General features: G+C 62.7%; 13 protein-coding genes and 1 pseudogene. 8 read left to right on the plus strand and 6 right to left on the minus strand.

Annotated elements, in window-relative coordinates:
* Positions 1–114 precede the first annotated feature (114 nt).
* The gene (locus tag G3N58_RS12010) at positions 115–1,239 is read right to left on the minus strand and encodes a mandelate racemase/muconate lactonizing enzyme family protein (protein ID WP_167040015.1); all 1,125 of its coding nucleotides are present in this window, start codon (positions 1,237–1,239) and stop codon (positions 115–117) included.
* Positions 1,240–1,350: 111 nt separating this feature from the next.
* Here G3N58_RS12010 and G3N58_RS12015 point away from each other — a divergent pair, with 111 nt between their 5' ends.
* A complete protein-coding gene (locus tag G3N58_RS12015) occupies positions 1,351–2,241 on the plus strand; it encodes a LysR family transcriptional regulator (RefSeq protein ID WP_167284310.1) in 891 nt (296 codons plus the stop codon).
* Between the two features lie 22 nt (positions 2,242–2,263).
* Here G3N58_RS12015 and G3N58_RS12020 read toward each other — a convergent pair whose 3' ends face one another.
* The 3 genes from G3N58_RS12020 to G3N58_RS12030 all read right to left on the minus strand — a co-directional run bounded on the left by G3N58_RS12020 (position 2,264) and on the right by G3N58_RS12030 (position 6,199).
* Complete coding sequence (locus tag G3N58_RS12020; protein ID WP_205988743.1) at positions 2,264–3,142, minus strand: amidohydrolase family protein; 879 nt, start codon at positions 3,140–3,142, stop codon at positions 2,264–2,266.
* A gap of 129 nt (positions 3,143–3,271) precedes the next feature.
* Positions 3,272–4,564 (minus strand): MFS transporter, encoded by a 1,293-nt coding sequence (locus G3N58_RS12025; protein WP_167284260.1) that lies wholly within the window; start codon positions 4,562–4,564, stop codon positions 3,272–3,274.
* 471 nt (positions 4,565–5,035) lie between these two features.
* Positions 5,036–6,199 (minus strand): mandelate racemase/muconate lactonizing enzyme family protein, encoded by a 1,164-nt coding sequence (locus G3N58_RS12030; protein ID WP_205999253.1) that lies wholly within the window; start codon positions 6,197–6,199, stop codon positions 5,036–5,038.
* A gap of 352 nt (positions 6,200–6,551) precedes the next feature.
* On the opposite strand from G3N58_RS12030, the gene G3N58_RS12035 reads away from it, so the two are divergent.
* From G3N58_RS12035 to G3N58_RS12045, 3 genes and pseudogenes are all read left to right on the plus strand, one after another.
* Positions 6,552–7,496, plus strand: coding sequence for a LacI family DNA-binding transcriptional regulator (locus tag G3N58_RS12035; protein ID WP_346778263.1), 945 nt, complete (start codon positions 6,552–6,554; stop codon positions 7,494–7,496).
* A gap of 269 nt (positions 7,497–7,765) precedes the next feature.
* The gene (tcuC, locus tag G3N58_RS12040) at positions 7,766–9,097 is read left to right on the plus strand and encodes a tricarballylate/proton symporter TcuC (RefSeq protein ID WP_241017080.1); all 1,332 of its coding nucleotides are present in this window, start codon (positions 7,766–7,768) and stop codon (positions 9,095–9,097) included.
* Positions 9,098–9,470: 373 nt separating this feature from the next.
* A pseudogene (locus G3N58_RS12045) lies at positions 9,471–10,768 on the plus strand (MFS transporter).
* A gap of 178 nt (positions 10,769–10,946) precedes the next feature.
* On the opposite strand, the gene G3N58_RS12050 reads toward G3N58_RS12045, so the two are convergent.
* A complete protein-coding gene (locus G3N58_RS12050) occupies positions 10,947–11,585 on the minus strand; it encodes a glutathione S-transferase family protein (RefSeq protein WP_346778262.1) in 639 nt (212 codons plus the stop codon).
* A gap of 226 nt (positions 11,586–11,811) precedes the next feature.
* Positions 11,812–12,783 (minus strand): GntR family transcriptional regulator, encoded by a 972-nt coding sequence (locus G3N58_RS12055; protein ID WP_167285106.1) that lies wholly within the window; start codon positions 12,781–12,783, stop codon positions 11,812–11,814.
* Between the two features lie 243 nt (positions 12,784–13,026).
* Between G3N58_RS12055 and G3N58_RS12060 the strand changes: the two genes are divergently transcribed.
* From G3N58_RS12060 to G3N58_RS12075, 4 genes are all read left to right on the plus strand, one after another.
* On the plus strand, positions 13,027–13,887 hold the full coding sequence (locus tag G3N58_RS12060; protein WP_167285108.1) for a fumarylacetoacetate hydrolase family protein: 861 nt from the start codon (positions 13,027–13,029) through the stop codon (positions 13,885–13,887).
* A 1-nt stretch (position 13,888) separates the two neighbouring features.
* Positions 13,889–15,106 (plus strand): alpha-hydroxy acid oxidase, encoded by a 1,218-nt coding sequence (locus tag G3N58_RS12065; protein ID WP_241017081.1) that lies wholly within the window; start codon positions 13,889–13,891, stop codon positions 15,104–15,106.
* Positions 15,107–15,138: 32 nt separating this feature from the next.
* Positions 15,139–15,903 carry an acetoacetate decarboxylase family protein gene (locus G3N58_RS12070; RefSeq protein ID WP_205999254.1) on the plus strand — a complete coding sequence of 255 codons (765 nt, stop codon included), beginning with the start codon at positions 15,139–15,141 and terminating at the stop codon, positions 15,901–15,903.
* 290 nt (positions 15,904–16,193) lie between these two features.
* Positions 16,194–17,465: an MFS transporter gene (locus tag G3N58_RS12075; RefSeq protein ID WP_167285110.1), complete on the plus strand. Its 1,272-nt coding sequence runs from the start codon at positions 16,194–16,196 to the stop codon at positions 17,463–17,465.
* The last annotated feature ends 34 nt before the right edge of the window (positions 17,466–17,499 follow it).

The raw sequence follows: 17,499 nt of genomic DNA on the forward strand, positions 1-17,499 counted from the left end.
GGACTTCAAGCGCGGCTTCGCGCCGTCACGACATCGGCAGTTGCGCCAGGCGTGTCGCCGGCACGTGCCCGGAATCGCGTTGCCTCGCGGCGTCACGATTTCGGGCACACGGCTTCAGGACACGGTGCTCCACCGGCCGTACTTCGCCACTTCCTTTTCATCGAAGCCGAAGCCGAGCCCCGGGGTCTGGTGCAGCACCACGCGGCCTTCCTTATGTTCGAGCTGCCGATCGATAAGCCGGCGGAAATTCAGTACCTGGTCGTCCCAGAAGAACTCGACGTAGCGCGCGTTGGGCGTGGCGGCGACGAGCGGGGCATGCACGTCGTGGAACCAGTGCGGGCACACCTGCACGCCATAACCGGCCGACATCGCGGCAATCCGCTTCCACTCGGTGATGCCCCCGCAGACCGCTGCATCGGTTTGCAGGATCGCCGCGCCGCCCATATCGAGTAGCTGCTTGTGATACCAGCGGCCGTAGCCGATCTCGGCGGTGGCGACGGGGATGCGCGTGAGCTTCGCGAGGCGCGCGTGGCTCTCGATGTCGTCGGGGCTGAACGGCTCTTCGATGAAGTAGGGCTGGTACTGCTCGATGCGGCTCAAATACTGCATGGCCTGCACCGTATCGATCCAGCCGTTGTTGCAGTCGAGCATCAGCTCCACATCGGGGCCGATCGCCTCGCGCGCGGCCTTCACGCGGGACTCCTCGCCGCTCGGCGACCAGCGGCCCGTTTTCATCTTGACGGCCTTGAAGCCTCGCGCCACGTAGCCGGCCATTTCCTCGCCGACCATTTCCGCCGTCTTGCCCTCGACGTAGTAGCCGCCGCTCGCATAGGCCGCCACGGTTTCCGTTTCCACGGCGCCGAGGTATTTGTGCAGCGGCAGGCCGGCGCTTTTCGCGTTGATGTCCCACAGCGCGATGTCGATGGCGCTCAGCGCGCGCATCACGGTGCCCATGCGTCCCTGAAGCAGGGACTCCTGATACATGTCTTTCCACAGACCCTCGACGGCCAGCGAGTCGCGGCCGATCACGACGGGCGCGAGCAACTGCTCCACGGCCACCCGGAAGATTTCGCCGGCGGCGCTGCCCACGTAGCAGAAGCCGACCCCTTCGATGCCGTCCACGGTGCGGACCTTGACGAGGCCGTAGTGCCGGTCGGTCACCGTGCGATTGGAAAACGACGTCACCTTGTCGAGCGGGACACGGGCTGCGCAGACTTCGATGGATTGGATGATGGGCACGGCATGTCTCCTTCAGATACGGATTGATCGGGCAATGGAGATACTGTGCGCTCAATCGGACATCTGAAAAAGTGGATTCCAGCCTCTTCAGAAGCTGTAAAATACGTTTTTATGGATACCCGCTTTCTTCAGAGTTTCGTCGCGGTCGTCGAATCCGGTTCTATCGCCGAAGCGGCGCGCCGTCTCGACGTCGCCACGACCACGGTGGCCCAGCAGATCCGCGCGCTGGAAGACGATATTGGTGCGAAGTTGCTGACGCGCGCGGGGCGGACGGTCAAACCCACGGTGGTCGGCGCCCGCATTCTCGAGCGCTCGCGCGATCTGCTGCGGGACGTACGCGACCTGCGCTCCGCCGCCTCCGATACGGGCCTGCCGGCGGGGCCGCTGCGCCTCGGCGCGACACCTTCGGCGCTGATGGGATTGTTGCCGCCGTTTCTGCGGCGCTGGATGCAGGCGCATCCACAGATCCCGATCTATATCGAGCCCGGCACCTCGGCCGTGCTGCTGGACCGGGTTATGTCGGGGGAGCTCGACGCGGCGATCGTCGTGCATCCCGCATTCGAGTTGCCGAAGACTTGCGCATGGCGGCTGTTGCGCGAAGAGCCGCTGATACTCCTGACCCAGGCGCGTTTGCAGGTGAAGGATGCGCTGGCGACCGCGGCTCACGAGCCGTTCATCCGTTATGACCGCAGAGTCGTGGCCGGAAAAATGGCCGATGAATATCTACGCAAACACGGCGTGCGTCCCAAGGTGCAGTTCGAACTCGACGGTATCGAGCACATTGCCCGGCTGGTGGCAGAGGGCTTTGGCGTTTCCGTGCTGCCGGACTGGCCCATTATCGGCCCGGCCGACCCGCAACTGCGGCGTTGGAAGTTGCCGGAACCGTCTCCCGTACGTCGCGTGGGAATGGTATGGCTGCGCACGTCGGTGCGCTCGCCGCTCGTGGAAGCGTTCGTTCAGATTGCCTGCAGCGAGTCGCCAAAGGCACGGAAACAGAAATGAGCGCAGGGCGCTGGGGCGCGCGTCAATCCGCGAAGCCGTAAAGCACGGCCGGGTTGTCCACCAGAATCCGATCGCGCACCGCGCGCGTCGGGGTCCACGTGTCGAGCAGATCGAGCAGCGCGGCGTCCTCGGGCATGCCGTCGACCAGGCCCGGATGCGGCCAGTCGGTTCCCCAGACGCAACGCTCGGGCGCGGCGGCCACGAGCGCGCGTGCCAGCGCAAGGACGTCGTCGTAGGGGTAGGTTGTCGTCGAGGCACGGTAGCCGCACAGCTTGACCCAAGTCTTGCCGTTCGACAGCAGGCGCAGCAATGCTTCGGTTTCCTGTCGATAGGTCGGCGAGCTGGCGCGAATCTGCCCCATGTGATCGATGACGGCCGGCGTCGGCAGCCCGGCGATCAGCGGCGCAAGCGCCGGGAGCTGGGGACCGTCGACGTAAAACTGCAGATGCCAGCCGAACGCGGCGACCCGGTGTGCGATTGTGTTTATCCGGTCGGGCGTCAAGCCGCCGGCATTGACCAGGTTGAAGCGAACCCCGCGCACGCCGGCCCGATGCAGGCGCTCGAGCGCCTCATCGGAAACATCGTCGCCTAATACGACAACCGCGCGGCCCCGTTCGACGCCCACTGCCTGCAAGGCATCGAGCGTGCAGCGGTTGTCCGTGCCATACACGCTGGGCTGCACGATGACCATGCGTTCCAGCCCGAGTACCGCGGCCATGTCTCGCCATGCGTGCAGGGAGGCCGCCGGAGGCGTGTAGTCGCGCGGCGTCGTGAACGGATACCTAAGCGGATACGCGAGCGGATCGCCGAACACGTGAAAATGGCAATCGCACGAAAAGCGGGGTGCCGGGTTCCGAGGTGGTCTAACAGAAGGCAACGCGGGCAAACAGGCGAGGGTCATGAGCGTCTCGTGAGTCTTGCCGCTGTTTTGCTGGCAGCGGCGGACCCGGATGGTGTGGCTGGTGTATCGATAGAGGGATGCGTCGGCTCGACGGTCATGCAGGTCATATGCCGTCGGCAGAAGATCGTTTCAGGCACGCGGCGCTACATGCTTGCGCGACTCGGCGGAGAGATCGTGCTCGCCGGGCGGCACGCTGTCGCGCAGGCCGAGCCCCTTGGTCTCCGGCAGCACGCAAAGCGCGAGGAACATGCAGCCGTAGGCGATGAATCCGAAGAGGGCAATCGATTTTCCGAGCGGCATCTGCGATGCCAGCATGCCGATCAGCAACGGAAACAGCGCACCGATGCCGCGTCCCACGTTATAGCAGAAGCCCTGGCCGGACCCGCGCATGGCGGTCGGATAGATTTCGCTGAGATAGGGGCCGAGCGGCGCGAACACCATGTACGTGAACATGCCGAGGAAGAAGCCGCTCGGCAGCATGACAGCGTTGCTGATGGGCAGCACGAGATAGACGACCAGCGTCACGGCCGCGCCGATCGTGCTGATAAAAAACGTCTTGCGCCGGCCGATGGCATCGCCGAGGTGAGCGCCGATCATGAAACCCGCAAACGCGCCGGCGATGAGGGCGACGGTAAAGCCACCCGTCCCGATGACCGAAAGGCCTCGTTCAGTGCGCAGATAGGTCGGCAGCCACACCTGATAGATGTAGGTGGCACCCTGGCAGCCCGTCGTAAAGATCGACAGCTTGATCGTGGTCCAGAAGAACTCCGGTCGAAATACCGCCAGCAGCGATTCGTTTCGCTGTCCTTCGAGTGCTTTATTGCGTGCGTAGACTTCCGGTTCGTCGACGTGGCGGCGCAGGAAGAACACCAGCGCGGCGGGCGCGATACCGATCCAGAACAGCCAGTGCCACGCCTGACCTTCCGGCACCAGCGAAAACAGGGCGGTGTAAATGACGGCGGCGATACCCCAGCCGACTGCCCAGCCGCTTTGCACGAATCCGCCTGCGCGGCCGCGATATTTATCGCGAATCACCTCGGCGATCAGCACGGAACCGGCGGCCCATTCGCCGCCGAAGCCGATGCCCTGAAGCGCGCGGAAGATGAAGAACTGCTCGAAGTTCTGGGCGAAGCCGCATAGGAACGTGAAAACGGCGTACCAGCCTATCGTGATCTGCAGCACCCGCACGCGGCCGAAGCGATCGGCCATGACGCCCGCGAGCCAGCCGCCGATCGCCGACGTCACCAGCGCGACGGTGCCGAGAAAGCCTACCTGCTGTTTGCTGATCCCCCACACGGCAATCAGTGTCGGCACGACGAAGCTGAAAATCTGCACGTCGAGCGCATCGAGGGTCCAACCTGCAAAGCATGCACGAAGAGCGCTGCTCTCCCGCGGCGTCAAGTCCCGCATCCATCTGAACATCCCTGTCTCCTTTACCGGCTCGCGCCGGACTCTTCTGATTGCTGGTCAACACCGCGCACGCTGATTGATCGAGACTCCGGCAAGGCGTTCGCGACGTTCGATTCGAGAGCACTGTGCGCTCAATCGAACATCTTAAAAAGCGGGTTTCAGCATTTTCAGAGCACGCAAAAGGCGCGTTTAGCCGGCGAGAGGAACGGCTGTGGGAATATCGATGGATGGACGGGGCGAGTAGCGGTGTCGATGCCAATTATCGCCAGGAGAGAGAGCGGCGTTTATCGATGGGTACGGGGTTGCCGCTTTCGCGGTCTTGCTGGCATCGGGTGCGTCGCTCCTGCTTGTTCAACGTTGGAGACGGGGCGTGACGCTCGTTGTGAGCCGTTTTCCGGCGAATGCTTCCGCGAGGCCGGACGGCTCTTGCTGAACGTAGGGAAGGCGGCGCCCACGAAGTCCGGACGTCGCCCGCGGCACACCTCAGGCACGCTGGCCGAATTCCACTTCCTGGGCCGTCCAGCCGGCGACGCGGTCGCTGAGCGTCAGGCCGAGCCCGGGCCGCGTCGGCACGATCATCCGGCCGGCGCGCGTTTCGAGCTTTTCGTTGAACAGCGGTTCGAGCCATTCGAAATGCTCGACCCAGGGCTCGGTCGGATAGCAGGCCGCGAGATGCACGTGCAACTCCATCGCGAAGTGCGGCCCCAGCATCAAGCCCGCGTGCTCGGCCAGCCCGGCAATCTTGAGGAACGGCGTGATGCCGCCGACACGCGGTGCGTCGGGCATCAGATAGTCGGCCCCGCGCAGTTTGATGAACTCCCAGTGCTCGGCCACGCTCGTGAGCATCTCGCCCGTGGCGATCGGCGTATCGAACTGCGCGGCCAGTGCGGCATGGCCTTCCGCGTCGTAGCAGTCGAGCGGCTCTTCGATCCAGACCAGATTGAATGGCTCGAACGTACGGCACATGCGCTGCGCGGTGGGGCGGTCCCATTGCTGGTTCGCGTCGACCATCAGCGGGAACGTGTCGCCCAGATGCTTGCGCACCGTTTCGACGCGGTGAATGTCGAGCGCGCAATCGGGTTGCCCGACCTTCAGCTTGATGCCGCCGATGCCCTTTTCGCGTGATGCGTCGGTATTGGTCAGCAACTGGTCGAGCGGCGTGTGAAGGAAGCCGCCCGAGGTGTTGTAGCAGCGCACGGAGTCCCGCTGCGAGCCGAGCAGCTTCGCGAGCGACAGGTTGGCGCGTTTGGCCTTCAGGTCCCACAGCGCGACGTCGAATGCGCCGATCGCCTGCACCGCCATGCCGCTTCTGCCGACCGAGGCCCCGGCCCAGGCGAGCTTGTTCCATAGCTTGGCAATGTCGCTCGGGTCCTCGCCGATCAGCGTCGGCGCGATTTCCTTCGCGTGCGCGAACTGGCCCGGGCCCCCGGCACGCTTCGAATAGCTGAAGCCCAGACCGCGATGACCGTCAGTCGTTTCGATTTCGACAAAGAGGATGGCGATTTCAGTCATCGGCTTCTGACGGCCGGTGAGCACCTTGGCATCGCTGATCGGGGTGGCGAGCGGCAGAAAGGTGGACGCAATACGAACCCAGGCAATGCGGTCGCCCGTTGCCGTGCCGGATGTCAGATGGTCGTTGATGTTCATGAGCGAGGTTCCTGTGCGATTGAAAAGGCGAGCCGCGAATGTATGGCTCAAGCGCATGCCTCGATCATACAATGATTGCGCAATCATTCAAGTGTGGCAGGTGGCGAAATCGTCGTGGTTTACACTGAGCGAGCCGATTCAACGGAGGAGGGGTGCCTGAAATGGGGGGAAGCCCGAGGTGTCGAAGCCGGATTGGGATTCGGGATTCCGGCAGATCATCGCTAGAATTGCGGGCATGACAACAGGAGCCTGAATGGCAAAGAAATCCGCGCGCAGCCAACCCGCCGCCGTCGCCGAGCAGGCGGGGAGCGTGACGTTAATCGATGTCGCTCGCGTAGCAGGGGTCGCGCCCATGACCGTGTCGCGGGCGCTGCATCGTCCCGAGCTCGTGCGCAGCGATACGGCGAGAAAAGTGCTCGAGGCCGTGAGAGCGACGGGCTACGTGCCGAACATGCTGGCGGGCGGCCTGGCGAGCAGCCGGAGTCGTCTGGTTGCGATTCTGCTGCCGACGATCGCCAACTCGATTTTTGCCGACACCGTGCAGGCGTTGATGGACGGCCTGACCGCCTCGGGCTATCAGTCGCTGATCGGGCTGACCGGGTACTCCAGCGCCCAGGAAGAGGCGCTTGTCGAAGCGATTCTCGGACGCCGGCCCGACGGGATCGTGCTGGCCGGCACGAGTCACACCGACGCGACCGTCGAGCGGCTCAAGAATGCGCGGATACCGGTGGTCGAGATATGGGATCTGACCGACAAGCCGATCGATATCGTGATCGGCTTTTCACACGAAAAAGTGGGCATCAAGGTGGCGCGGCATCTTCTCGACAAGGGATACAAGCGGTTTGGGGTCCTCTCGGTCAACGATCCGCGTGGCCTGCGCCGTTGCCAAAGCCTTATCCGGGAACTCGGCCGCCATGGCCTGACCGACGTGCCGTTCGAGGTGCTGCAGGCACCGGCAACATTGCAGGCAGGCAGAGAGGGCGTGGGCCGGATGATGGTTGCCGGGTTTCCCGAGATCGTGGTCTGCAGTTCCGACACGCTCGCGCAAGGCGTACTGGCGGAAGCCGCGAGCCGCGGCCTGCGCGTACCCAAGGATCTCGCGGTGATGGGGTTCGGCGATCTGAGCACCGCCGCGCACGTTTTTCCGGCCTTGTCGACGGTCCGGGTCGACGGGGCGACGATCGGCAGGAATGCCGCGACGGCGCTCCTCACGCGCTTCGCCGGCAAGTCGCAGGCGGGCCTCGATACCGTGAAGATCGATACTGGCTTTTCAATCGTCGACCGGGACAGCGCCTGACGGCGGAGACGGGCAGGGGGCTGACAGGCTGACAGATGGCTCCTCCGGGCGGGACGTTTGCACGTTACCCCGAGTTGCACCGGATGAAAGATTGCGCAACCATTGACTGAAATGATTGCGCAATCTTTTTTTGCCTTCTGGTGCCGGGCGGTAACTGGCGACCCTGTGCAAGACAGCGAGATTCAGGCGAAAGGGCGTGACTCTCGCGCCTTGCCGGAGACAGGTGCGGCGCAATCGACGGATACATCTCACTTTCACAGGAGCGGGAGATGAAGGACGTGACGGTTGCATCCCATGGGCTTACGGCCGCCGCCGACGCGACCGGGAAGCCGGGCGCGGCCATGAGGCCGATCATCCAGGTGGTGGCCGGCAATGCGCTCGAAATCTACGATTTCATGATCTATGGCTACTACGCCAGATACATCGCCCAAACGTATTTTCCGAGCGACAGCGAGTACGTTTCCCTGATGATGTCGCTGATGACCTTCGCGTTCGGGTTTCTCGCGCGGCCGATCGGGGCCATCGTGCTCGGCGCCTACACCGATCGTCATGGGCGGCGCAAAGGCCTGATCCTCGCCCTGTCGCTGATGTCGCTCGGCATCATTTCCGTCGCGTGCACGCCTTCATACCGGAGCATCGGGCTGGCCGCGCCGGTTATCGTGCTGCTTGGGCGTTTGCTGCAGGGCTTTTCCGCGGGAGCCGAACTCGGCGGCGTCGTGGTCTATCTGGCGGAAATCGCTCCGCCGAAGCGGCGCGCGTTCTTCACCTGCTGGCAGGCGGGCAGCCAGCAACTCTCCGTGATGGCGGCTTCGCTCGTCGGCCTCGTCCTGCTTTATCTGCTCGCGCCGCACGAGTTGCACGCATGGGGATGGCGGATTCCGCTTCTGCTGGGCTGCGCGGTCATTCCCGTAATGTTCTGGTTGCGCTCCAGTCTTGCCGAAACATCGGTGTTCGCCGCGAAAAAGAAGACGCCGACAGTAGGGGATATCTGCACGAGCCTCGTTTCGGGTTGGCGAACCATTGCCCTGTGCATGGGCATGGTGGCGCTCGCCACCGTCACTTCGCAAACCATTACCACGTATGCGCCGACGTTCATCAAGAGTCTGAACCTCGGAGAGTCCGCGGGATTCATCATTCTCTTTTTCGGCGGACTGTCGGTGCTGATCTGTCTGCCTATCATGGCCGTGGTGGCGGATCGTTTCAATCGCCGCACGGTCCTGATCGTCGTGACCCTTCTGGCAGGGCTGAGCGCCTATCCGATGATGTCGTGGCTCGCTGCGCAACCCACCGTGTTCAAGTTCGCGGTCGTCGAGCTGTGGTTCTCGTTCATCTACGCGGCGTACAGTTCCGTGCAGGTGGCCGCGATGGTCGAACTGGTGCCGCCGAGCGCGCGCACGTCCGGCTATGCATTCGCACAGGCGGTGGCGGCCGCGGTTCTGGGCGGCTTCACGCCCGCCATTCTCACGTGGTTGACGCATACCTTCCACAGCAATGCCATGGTCGGCGTCTGGCTGGCGGTCAATGCCGCGATTAGCCTCATTGCCGCGCTTGCATTGGGACAGAAAGAGACGGCAACGCGGCAAAGCGCCCAATTGCAATAGGGATCGGCAACGCTTGGCGTTGATCGGCGCGCCCGGCAATCTTGCCGGTGTGTTTTCGTCGTCGCTGCCGGGCTATCCAGCGGCTCCCATACCTGGCTTCAACGCTGCGGGATGATCTGCCGCCGCTGCAAATTGAATCCCCCGGTTGACGACCATCAAGGCAGATCGGTGTAAACCATGGCGATCGCGTAATCAGTTTCGTTTGAATGATTGCGCAATCATTGTATGATCGAGTCCGCATGGATGCGTGGACGCGGCGTGCCGTCCGGCACGAGCCGCCGGCAATCGAACAGGATCAGCAAGGAATCGAGGAGACAGGGCAGTGGTAGCGAATACAACCAGACGGACAAACGTGCGATGGTTCATCCTGGCGATGATCTTTATCGTCACCGTGTTCAATTACGTGGACCGGGCGACGTTGTCGATCGCGGCGCCGAGCATGCGGCATGAACTCGGCTTCGACGCGCTCACCATGGGCATTGCGTTTTCGGCATTCGGCTGGACCTACACCGGCATGCAGATTCCCGGCGGGCTGATCCTGGACCGGTTCGGCGCGCGGATCGTGCTGGGCCTGAGCCTCATTGCGTGGTCGGTGCTCACGTTTCTGCAGGGATACGTGCACCTGTTCGCGTCGGCGTTCGCCGCGCTCTTCGCGTTGCGCTTCCTGATGGGCGCTGCCGAATCGCCGGCTTTCCCGTGCAACAGTCGTCTGACGGTCATGTGGTTTCCGAGTACCGAACGCGGCCTCGCGACGTCGATCTTCCAGTTGGCGCAATATTTCGCGCTGGCCGTTTTCACTCCTATACGGTCAGCCGCTGGGGCTGGCACTACGTGTTCTTCACGACCGGCGCGATCGGTGTGCTGATCGGGCTCTGGTGGCTGAAATCGGTGCGCGAGCCGCAGTCCGATCACCGCGTGAATGCGGCCGAACTCGACTACATCGCCGCCGGCGGCGGACTCCCGACGATGGGCGACAGCCCGCGGCCGTTCCGCTGGCGCGAGGTCCGCGCAATTGCCGCCAACCGCATGATGATCGGCATCTATATCGGACAGTTCTGCCTGACGTCGATTACGTGGTTCTTCCTCACCTGGTTCCCGACCTACCTCGTCGAGGCCAAGGGCATGTCGATACTGAAGGTGGGCATTGCGGCGGCGATACCCGCCGTGGCCGGATGCGTCGGTGGACTCGTCGGCGGCCTGTGGTCCGACTGGATGCTCAAGCGCGGCTTCAGTCTCACGGCGGCCCGCAAGACGCCGATCATCGGCGGCCTCGTGCTGTCGAGTACGATCGTCGCGGCGAATTACGTGCATTCTTCCGTGATCGTCATTCTCGTGATGTCGCTCGCTTTCTTCGCGAAGGGTGTCGGCAACCTGGGGTGGTGCATCGTCGGTGACGTCTCGCCGAAACACGCGATGGGCATCAGCGGCGGCATCTTCAATCTGTGCGGCAATCTCGCGAGCATCGTCACGCCGCTGGCCATCGGCTGGATGATCAAGCGCACCGGCTCGTTCGAGGTTGCGCTGACCTATGTCGCGGCACTTTCGCTGCTCGGTGCTTTTTCGTATCTGTTTGTTGTCGGCAGGCTCGAGCGCATCGAAGGGGGCGAGTCGGATGAGACTGCGTTGGGCGATGTTCCGGCTGCGGCTCTGAAGCCGCGCCACGGCGGTTGAAGCCGCGCAGCAACACTTTTCGACGGGTTACCGTTGATGAACGCAATGGGTTTTACCGCTTCTGTTGCCGCGCGGCGAGTGTCGACAATTTCATTGCCGCCCTTGCGTACGGCCGCTGTCCGAAGGACGCGCTAAACCCGGATACGTGGGTGGGTTTAGCGATCTGGTTGATCGATTGTCACTTCTGGTCCGGAAACGCCGGACGCGCGCGCTGCGCGTCGAGCCAGCGTGCCACCGACGGCATCTCCGGCTGGGCATCGAGCGTGGAGGCGAAGCGCTCGGCCAGCGAGTACCAACGATGCGCGGCGAGTGCGACGCCGATGTCGGCGAGCGTGAAGCGATCGAGCGCGAGATGCGAATGCGTGTCGAGCCGCGCGTCGACAATCCGGAGCAGCCGCGCGGACTCGGCGAATGCGTTGCGTATCGCGGCGTAATCGCGCTTTTCCTCGGGCACGCGAGTCAAGCCGAGAAACGCAATGCGCAACGTCGCCCATAACGCACCGAGCTGCCAGTCCATCCAGCGCTCGACTTCCGAGCGCTCGTCGGCGTCTTGCGGCAACAGGTCGCCATTGCCATAGGCCGTCGCGAGATAGCGCATGATCGTGTTCGATTCCCAGATCGACCGTCCATTGTCGACCAGCGCCGGCACGAGGCCGTTCGGATTGAGCTCGCGATAGGCCGCCGTATCGTTGACGCCGAATTCGAGCCCGGCGTCGATCCGCTCGTAATCGCGGCCTTCGATTCGCCCGAGTTCGCCGAGGCACCACAATACCTTCTGCACATTGATCGAATTTCGTCTTCCGTAAACCTGCATCATCTCTCCTCGAACAAATATCGTGTGCCGTGAGGCTGGCAGTCGTGCGTCACTGCCGCCTGCCTGGCGACGCCGGCAAGTATGCGCTGCCCACCGTCAATCGACAACAGGCGCAGGGAACGAGGACGTTGCTCACGAGGCAATGCGGGCGCATCGGGATGCGCGTGATAAGTCAACGTTCTTGAGGCACTTGCAGCACCGGAGCCCCAACCGGATTACGCTGCATAAATCACAAACGCGTCAAATACGGCGGTAATTCTTCGAGCGTCGCGTTCGCGGCGCCTTCGAAGCGTTGCAGCCAGCGTGCGTCCGCCTGCTTCAGATGCTCGTGCAGGGCGGCGGCCGCCTTCGCCGGTTTCTTCGCGAGCAGCAGGTCGTAGATAGTCCGGTGTTCCTTCAACGCATCTTCGATCGACGTAAGCGGAATGCGCAGCACAGGATCGAACAGATAGCGGGTCGGCGCGAACAGCATGCGCGTACGCGCGAGCACCTGCAGGATCTCGCTATTGGGACAATGCGACAGCAACCGGATATGCAGATCATGCTCGACGACGTCGGTATCGAATCCTTCACGCGGGAAGCCGTCCAGCGCTTCGACCACCGTTTCGCGCAATTGCCCGACGTAGTCGCGGCTCACATGTGCTGCTGCCTGTTGCAGTGCCTCCGGCTCGAGCAGCCAGCGCAGTTCATACAAATGATGGGTCTTGTCAGGTGTGACGCGCGTCGCAATCCAGCGGCCCATCGAATCCTTCGTCACGAGCCCGACGCTGTGCATGCGCGCAAGCACATCGCGCACGACCGTGCGGCTCACGCCAAAGTGTTCGGCCAGTCTTTCCTCGATGATCCGTACCGAGACGAACATTACCCGGGCGCATAGCTCGCGCTCGAGTTCGACATAGACGCGCTCCCACTGCTGCACGGAGGTGATCTTGACTTCGTCGAGTACCGCTCGCTCGCGCGGGACGCCGGGCTTTACCTTGCCTGCCACCTCATAGCCGCGCCCACTTGCTTCCTTCACGAGCCGTTCATTGCATAGCGCCTGCAATGCGTAGCGCGCCGGCGACCGGCTGATGCCAAACGATTTCGAGACCTGCGCTTCCAGCAGCTTTTGCCCGGGCGCAAGGCGACCGTCCTCGATCATGGCCTTGAGCAGCGCATACGCGCGCTCCTGGACGGAATGCTTTTCGATGATTTCTGACATGGTCCTCAATGAGCGGCGCCTCTCCACAGGGCGAACGCCGCGGTTCTCGCAACGCTTCGATTCCGCCGCCCGCGCTTCGGGTGGCCAGTTGCGAAATGTTAGCCGATCTGATGCCACATTTCCGCTGCCCCGGGAACTACGGCTGAAAACACGACTTGACATCGCAGTTTTGGATCGATAATCTTAAAAATGTACATTGCACACTATGTACATTATAGGTGAAAACCGGAGGCAGGGATTCTTATGAAGCTGGTACGGTGGGGACAGCCGGGTGATGAAAAACCGGGCGTGCTGGATAGCGAAGGGCAGGTACGCAGCCTCGTCGGCGTCGTCGACGACTGGCACGGCGAGGCGTTGACGGAGGGTTCGCTCGCTCGCGTCGCGGCGGCCGATTTGCGTGCGCTGCCGCTCGTCGCGCGAGGCGAGCGGCTTGGGCCATGCGTCGGCGCGGTAGGGAAGCTGGTCTGCGTGGGCCTGAATTACACGGACCATGCAGCGGAAGCCGGGATGGCACTGCCGAAAGAGCCGATTCTGTTTCTGAAGGCCACGAGCTCGATCAATGGTCCTTTCGATTCTGTCGAGATCCCACGCGACGCACAGAAAGTGGACTGGGAGGTCGAACTCGGCATCGTGATCGGCAAGACCGCGCGCTATGTGGCGAAGGAAAACGCGATGTCGTACGTTGCCGGCTACTGCGTCGTGAACGACGTCTCGGAGCGCGCGTATCAACTGGAGCGCGGCGGACAGTGGGACAAGGGCAAGGCGGCGGATACGTTCGGTCCGCTGGGGCCGTGGCTTGTCACGGCGGACGAGGTGCCGGATCCGCAGGCGTTGTCGCTGTGGCTCGACGTCGACGGTGTGCGGCGTCAGGACGGCAATACGCGTGACATGATTTTCGGCGTCGCGGAGCTGGTCTCCTACATCAGCGGCTTCATGAGCCTGCAGCCCGGCGACGTGATCGCAACGGGCACGCCGGCCGGTGTTGGCATGGGCCTGAAACCGCCTGTTTATCTGCGGGCTGGACAAACGGTATGCGCCGGTATCGCCGGCCTCGGCGAGCAGCGCTCGTCCGTCGTTGCGTTCGATGCGTCATTGCAGGCGTGACATGGCCGATACCGTGACATGTGTCGGCGATCTGCAGCGGCTCGCGCGCCGGCGCGTGCCGAAGATTTTCTACGATTACGTGGACAGCGGCTCGTGGACGGAATCCACCTATCGCGCTAACGAGGTCGATCTCGGCCAACTGAAGTTCCGTCAACGTGTCGGTTGCGACGTCGACATGATCCGCACCGCTGTCACGCTGCTCGGCCGTCCGTGCAGCCTGCCCGTGGCGCTCGCGCCGACCGGCCTCGCCGGCATGATCCATGCCGACGGCGAGATTCTTGCCGCTCGCGCGGCGGCCAGATTCGGCGTGCCTTTCACGCTATCGACGGTCAGCATCTGCTCGATCGAGGACGTCGCCGAGCATGTCGAAGAGCCGTTCTGGTTCCAGCTCTACATGATGAAGGACCGCGATTTCATCGTCCGGCTGATCGAACGCGCGCGCAACGCGGGCTGCTCCGCGCTCGTGCTGACGCTCGATCTGCCGCTCCAGGGGCAGCGTCACAAGGATGTGCGCAACGGCCTCTCGGTGCCGCCGAAGCTGAATCTGCGTACCCTGTCGATGATGATGGCGCATCCCGCGTGGTGTGTGCGGATGCTCGGCACGCGGCGGCGCACCTTCGGCAACATCGTTGGGCATGCCAAGGGTGTGACGGACACGTTCGCGTTCGCCGAGTGGGTGAGCCGCCAGTTCGATCGCACGGTGACGTGGGACGACATCGGCTGGATCAAGCGGCACTGGGGCGGGCGGCTGATCGTCAAGGGCATACTCGACGTGGACGACGCGCGCCGCGCGGTTGCGGCAGGCGCCGACGCGATCATCGTGTCGAATCATGGCGGACGGCAACTGGACGGCGCGCCGTCGTCGATCAGCGCGTTGCCCGCCATTGCCGCAGCCGTCGGTCAGCAGACGGAGGTACTGATGGATGGCGGTATCCGCAGCGGCCAGGACGTGCTGCGTGCGATCGCGCGGGGTGCACACGGCGTGATGATCGGCCGTGCGTTCCTGTACGGCCTTGGCGCGCTCGGCGAAGCGGGCGTTACCCGCACGCTCGAACTCATTCATAAGGAACTCGAATCAACGATGGCGTTGTGCGGCATCACCGACGTCGCCGACGTCAGCCGTGACGCCATTGTGACACCCGCACCCGTAGCCGTATCCGCGCGGCCGGAGAACGCATGCCGCCACGCTGGAGAAGGTGGTCTATCTGCTATTGCCTAGTTTGAATCAGCTATTTGTCAAGGAGACGTATGATGTTTGGTAACTATAAAATGCACGAAAACAGCGGCGTCAATCCGCCTTATTCGCCCGCGTATCCGGTCGAGTGGGAGTGTCCGCTGCGCACGCTCGAAGTCGTCACCCGCGTAGATCAGGCGAAGGTTCGCGAGTTGCTGAAGGACACGCCTTTCGAACTGGTTAACGACCGCGTCGCGTTCCGTTTCATGCTGTCGCCGGGGCATACGCTCGCGGTGCACGCGGGGGCGATGTTCGACCTGATGGTGACGGTGCCCGTGCGTTACGACGACCTGTTCACCCAGACACACATCTTCATGTATTGCAGCGACCCGATGGGGATTGCGGCGGGCCGCGAGTTGTTCGGCTACACGAAGAAGGACACCGACTACGCGTTTGACGAAACCGCGGACGGCAAGGTGAGCGGCTGGGTCCGCCGCCGCAAGGTGCCGCTCGCCGACTTTAGCTTCACGCCCGATCCGGACGCGCCGCTAGTCCTGCTCACGGACGAAGCCGAGCAGCCGGCAGGCGAGATTCACGTACGCCGTCTGCCCGACCCGTCGAAGCTGGGCATTGCCTATGCCGACGTCGTCTATCGACGCACGCCACTGCGCTACACCGAGCCGGTGCGTGGCCGGATCGACTGGACGCTGCGTCAGAGCGCGTTCGATCCGATCGCGGACCTGGAGCCTGAAGTGCTGAGTGCGCACTTCATGACGTCGGACGTGTACGGCGGCGGTTTTGCCGTCGAGGATCGCCGGTTGTTGAAGCGGCTTTATCCCTGAACAGGACGAGGCAGCGACAAGCACGGCCGCCGTCTAAGTTGCGGCCCGCAGCGTGGGCGGTTAGGCGGTCGTGCTCGCACGGCTGGGCGGTCGTGCTCGCGCGCGGCACGACGGACGACAACTTCATACACAAACGCGTTGCATTCTCAAGAAAGCATCATGTCTTGATTGAGAAGTTTTCCTAATTAAAAAATAACCGCAATCCATAGTCTGAAGAACGAAAGTTAGCCGGTGGCGACAATCCACGGCGATACGCTGAGACACCCGATTTTCAAAACGGAGGAAGACAAATGAGCACGACACGTTCGCGCTGGATGCTGATTAGCCTGCTATTTCTAGGAGGGGTTATCAGCTACCTGGACCGGGCCGCACTTTCAATCACTGCACCGCTCATCGCGAAGGAGCTACACCTTGATCCTGCCCAGCTTGGGATTGTGTTCAGCAGCTTCTTCGTTGGCTATGCGTTGTTCTGTTTCGTGGGCGGCTACTATTCCGATCGCTTCGGACCCAAACGGGTTCTCGCCGTCTCCATGCTGGTGTGGTCACTGTTCTGCGGAATGACTGCATTGACCGTTGGCATGGTGAGCCTTCTTGTCGTGCGCATCATCTTTGGCATGGGGGAGGGGCCGCTTTGTTCAAACATCAACAAGATGGTGTCCAACTGGTTTCCGCGTGAGGAGCAGGCCAGCGCCATAGGCATCGCGAACTCGGGTACTTCGCTGGGTGCCGCCCTTGCCGGACCCGCCGTCGGCTTCGCGGCCGTGAGCATAGGGTGGCGATTGTCCTTTGTCGCTATTGCCGTAGTCGGTGTTCTGTGGGTTGTCATGTGGGTTGCGCTTGCCAAAGACAGGCCTGCGGTGCCTCCGGATGTGGCGACAGGCGTCATCGATAATGACGCATCGACGGCTGTTTCGATCAGCCCGCCGGTATCTCCACTGCACACACTTCTACTTCGTCCCGCCATTCTCGCGACGGCTTTCGCATTCTTCGGCTATTCGTACATCCTGTACTTTTTCCTGTCCTGGTTTCCGAGCTATCTGACGATGGCGCATCACCTCAGCATTCAAAAAATGGCGGTGGTCAGCGTGATTCCCTGGGCTGTTGGCGCCACCGGTCTGATTGCGGGTGGGCTCCTGTCGGACTTTATCTTCCGCAAGACAGGCCGCGCCATCTTTTCGCGCAAGGTGGTGCTGATCACCTGCCTGAGCGCAGGTGCAATCTGTGTCGGCATTACCGGGACTGTGAAGGACATGACGAGCGCGGTTTCGCTGATGGCTATCGGCGTATTCTTCATGTACGCCTCGTACAACACTTACTTTGCTCTGGTGCTGGACACGGTTGAGAAAAATCGCGTTGGAGCGGTTGGCGGATTCGTCCACCTGGTCGCGAACCTGGCCGGCATTGTTGCCCCCACGGTGACGGGCTTCCTCGTACAGTGGTCCGGCAACTTCGAGAGTGCATTTCTGGTGACTGGAGCCATCGCCGTGTCAGGAGCAATGCTCGTCACGATTTTCGTGCGTTCTCCGGGACGTCGGGCGCTGAACCAACCGACAATTGCATAAAAGTCTCAACGCCCAGATGCTCACTCGGCCAACA

Origin of the sequence: Paraburkholderia sp. Ac-20342, from assembly GCF_017104985.1 — a bacterium.
Lineage (GTDB): Bacteria > Pseudomonadota > Gammaproteobacteria > Burkholderiales > Burkholderiaceae > Paraburkholderia.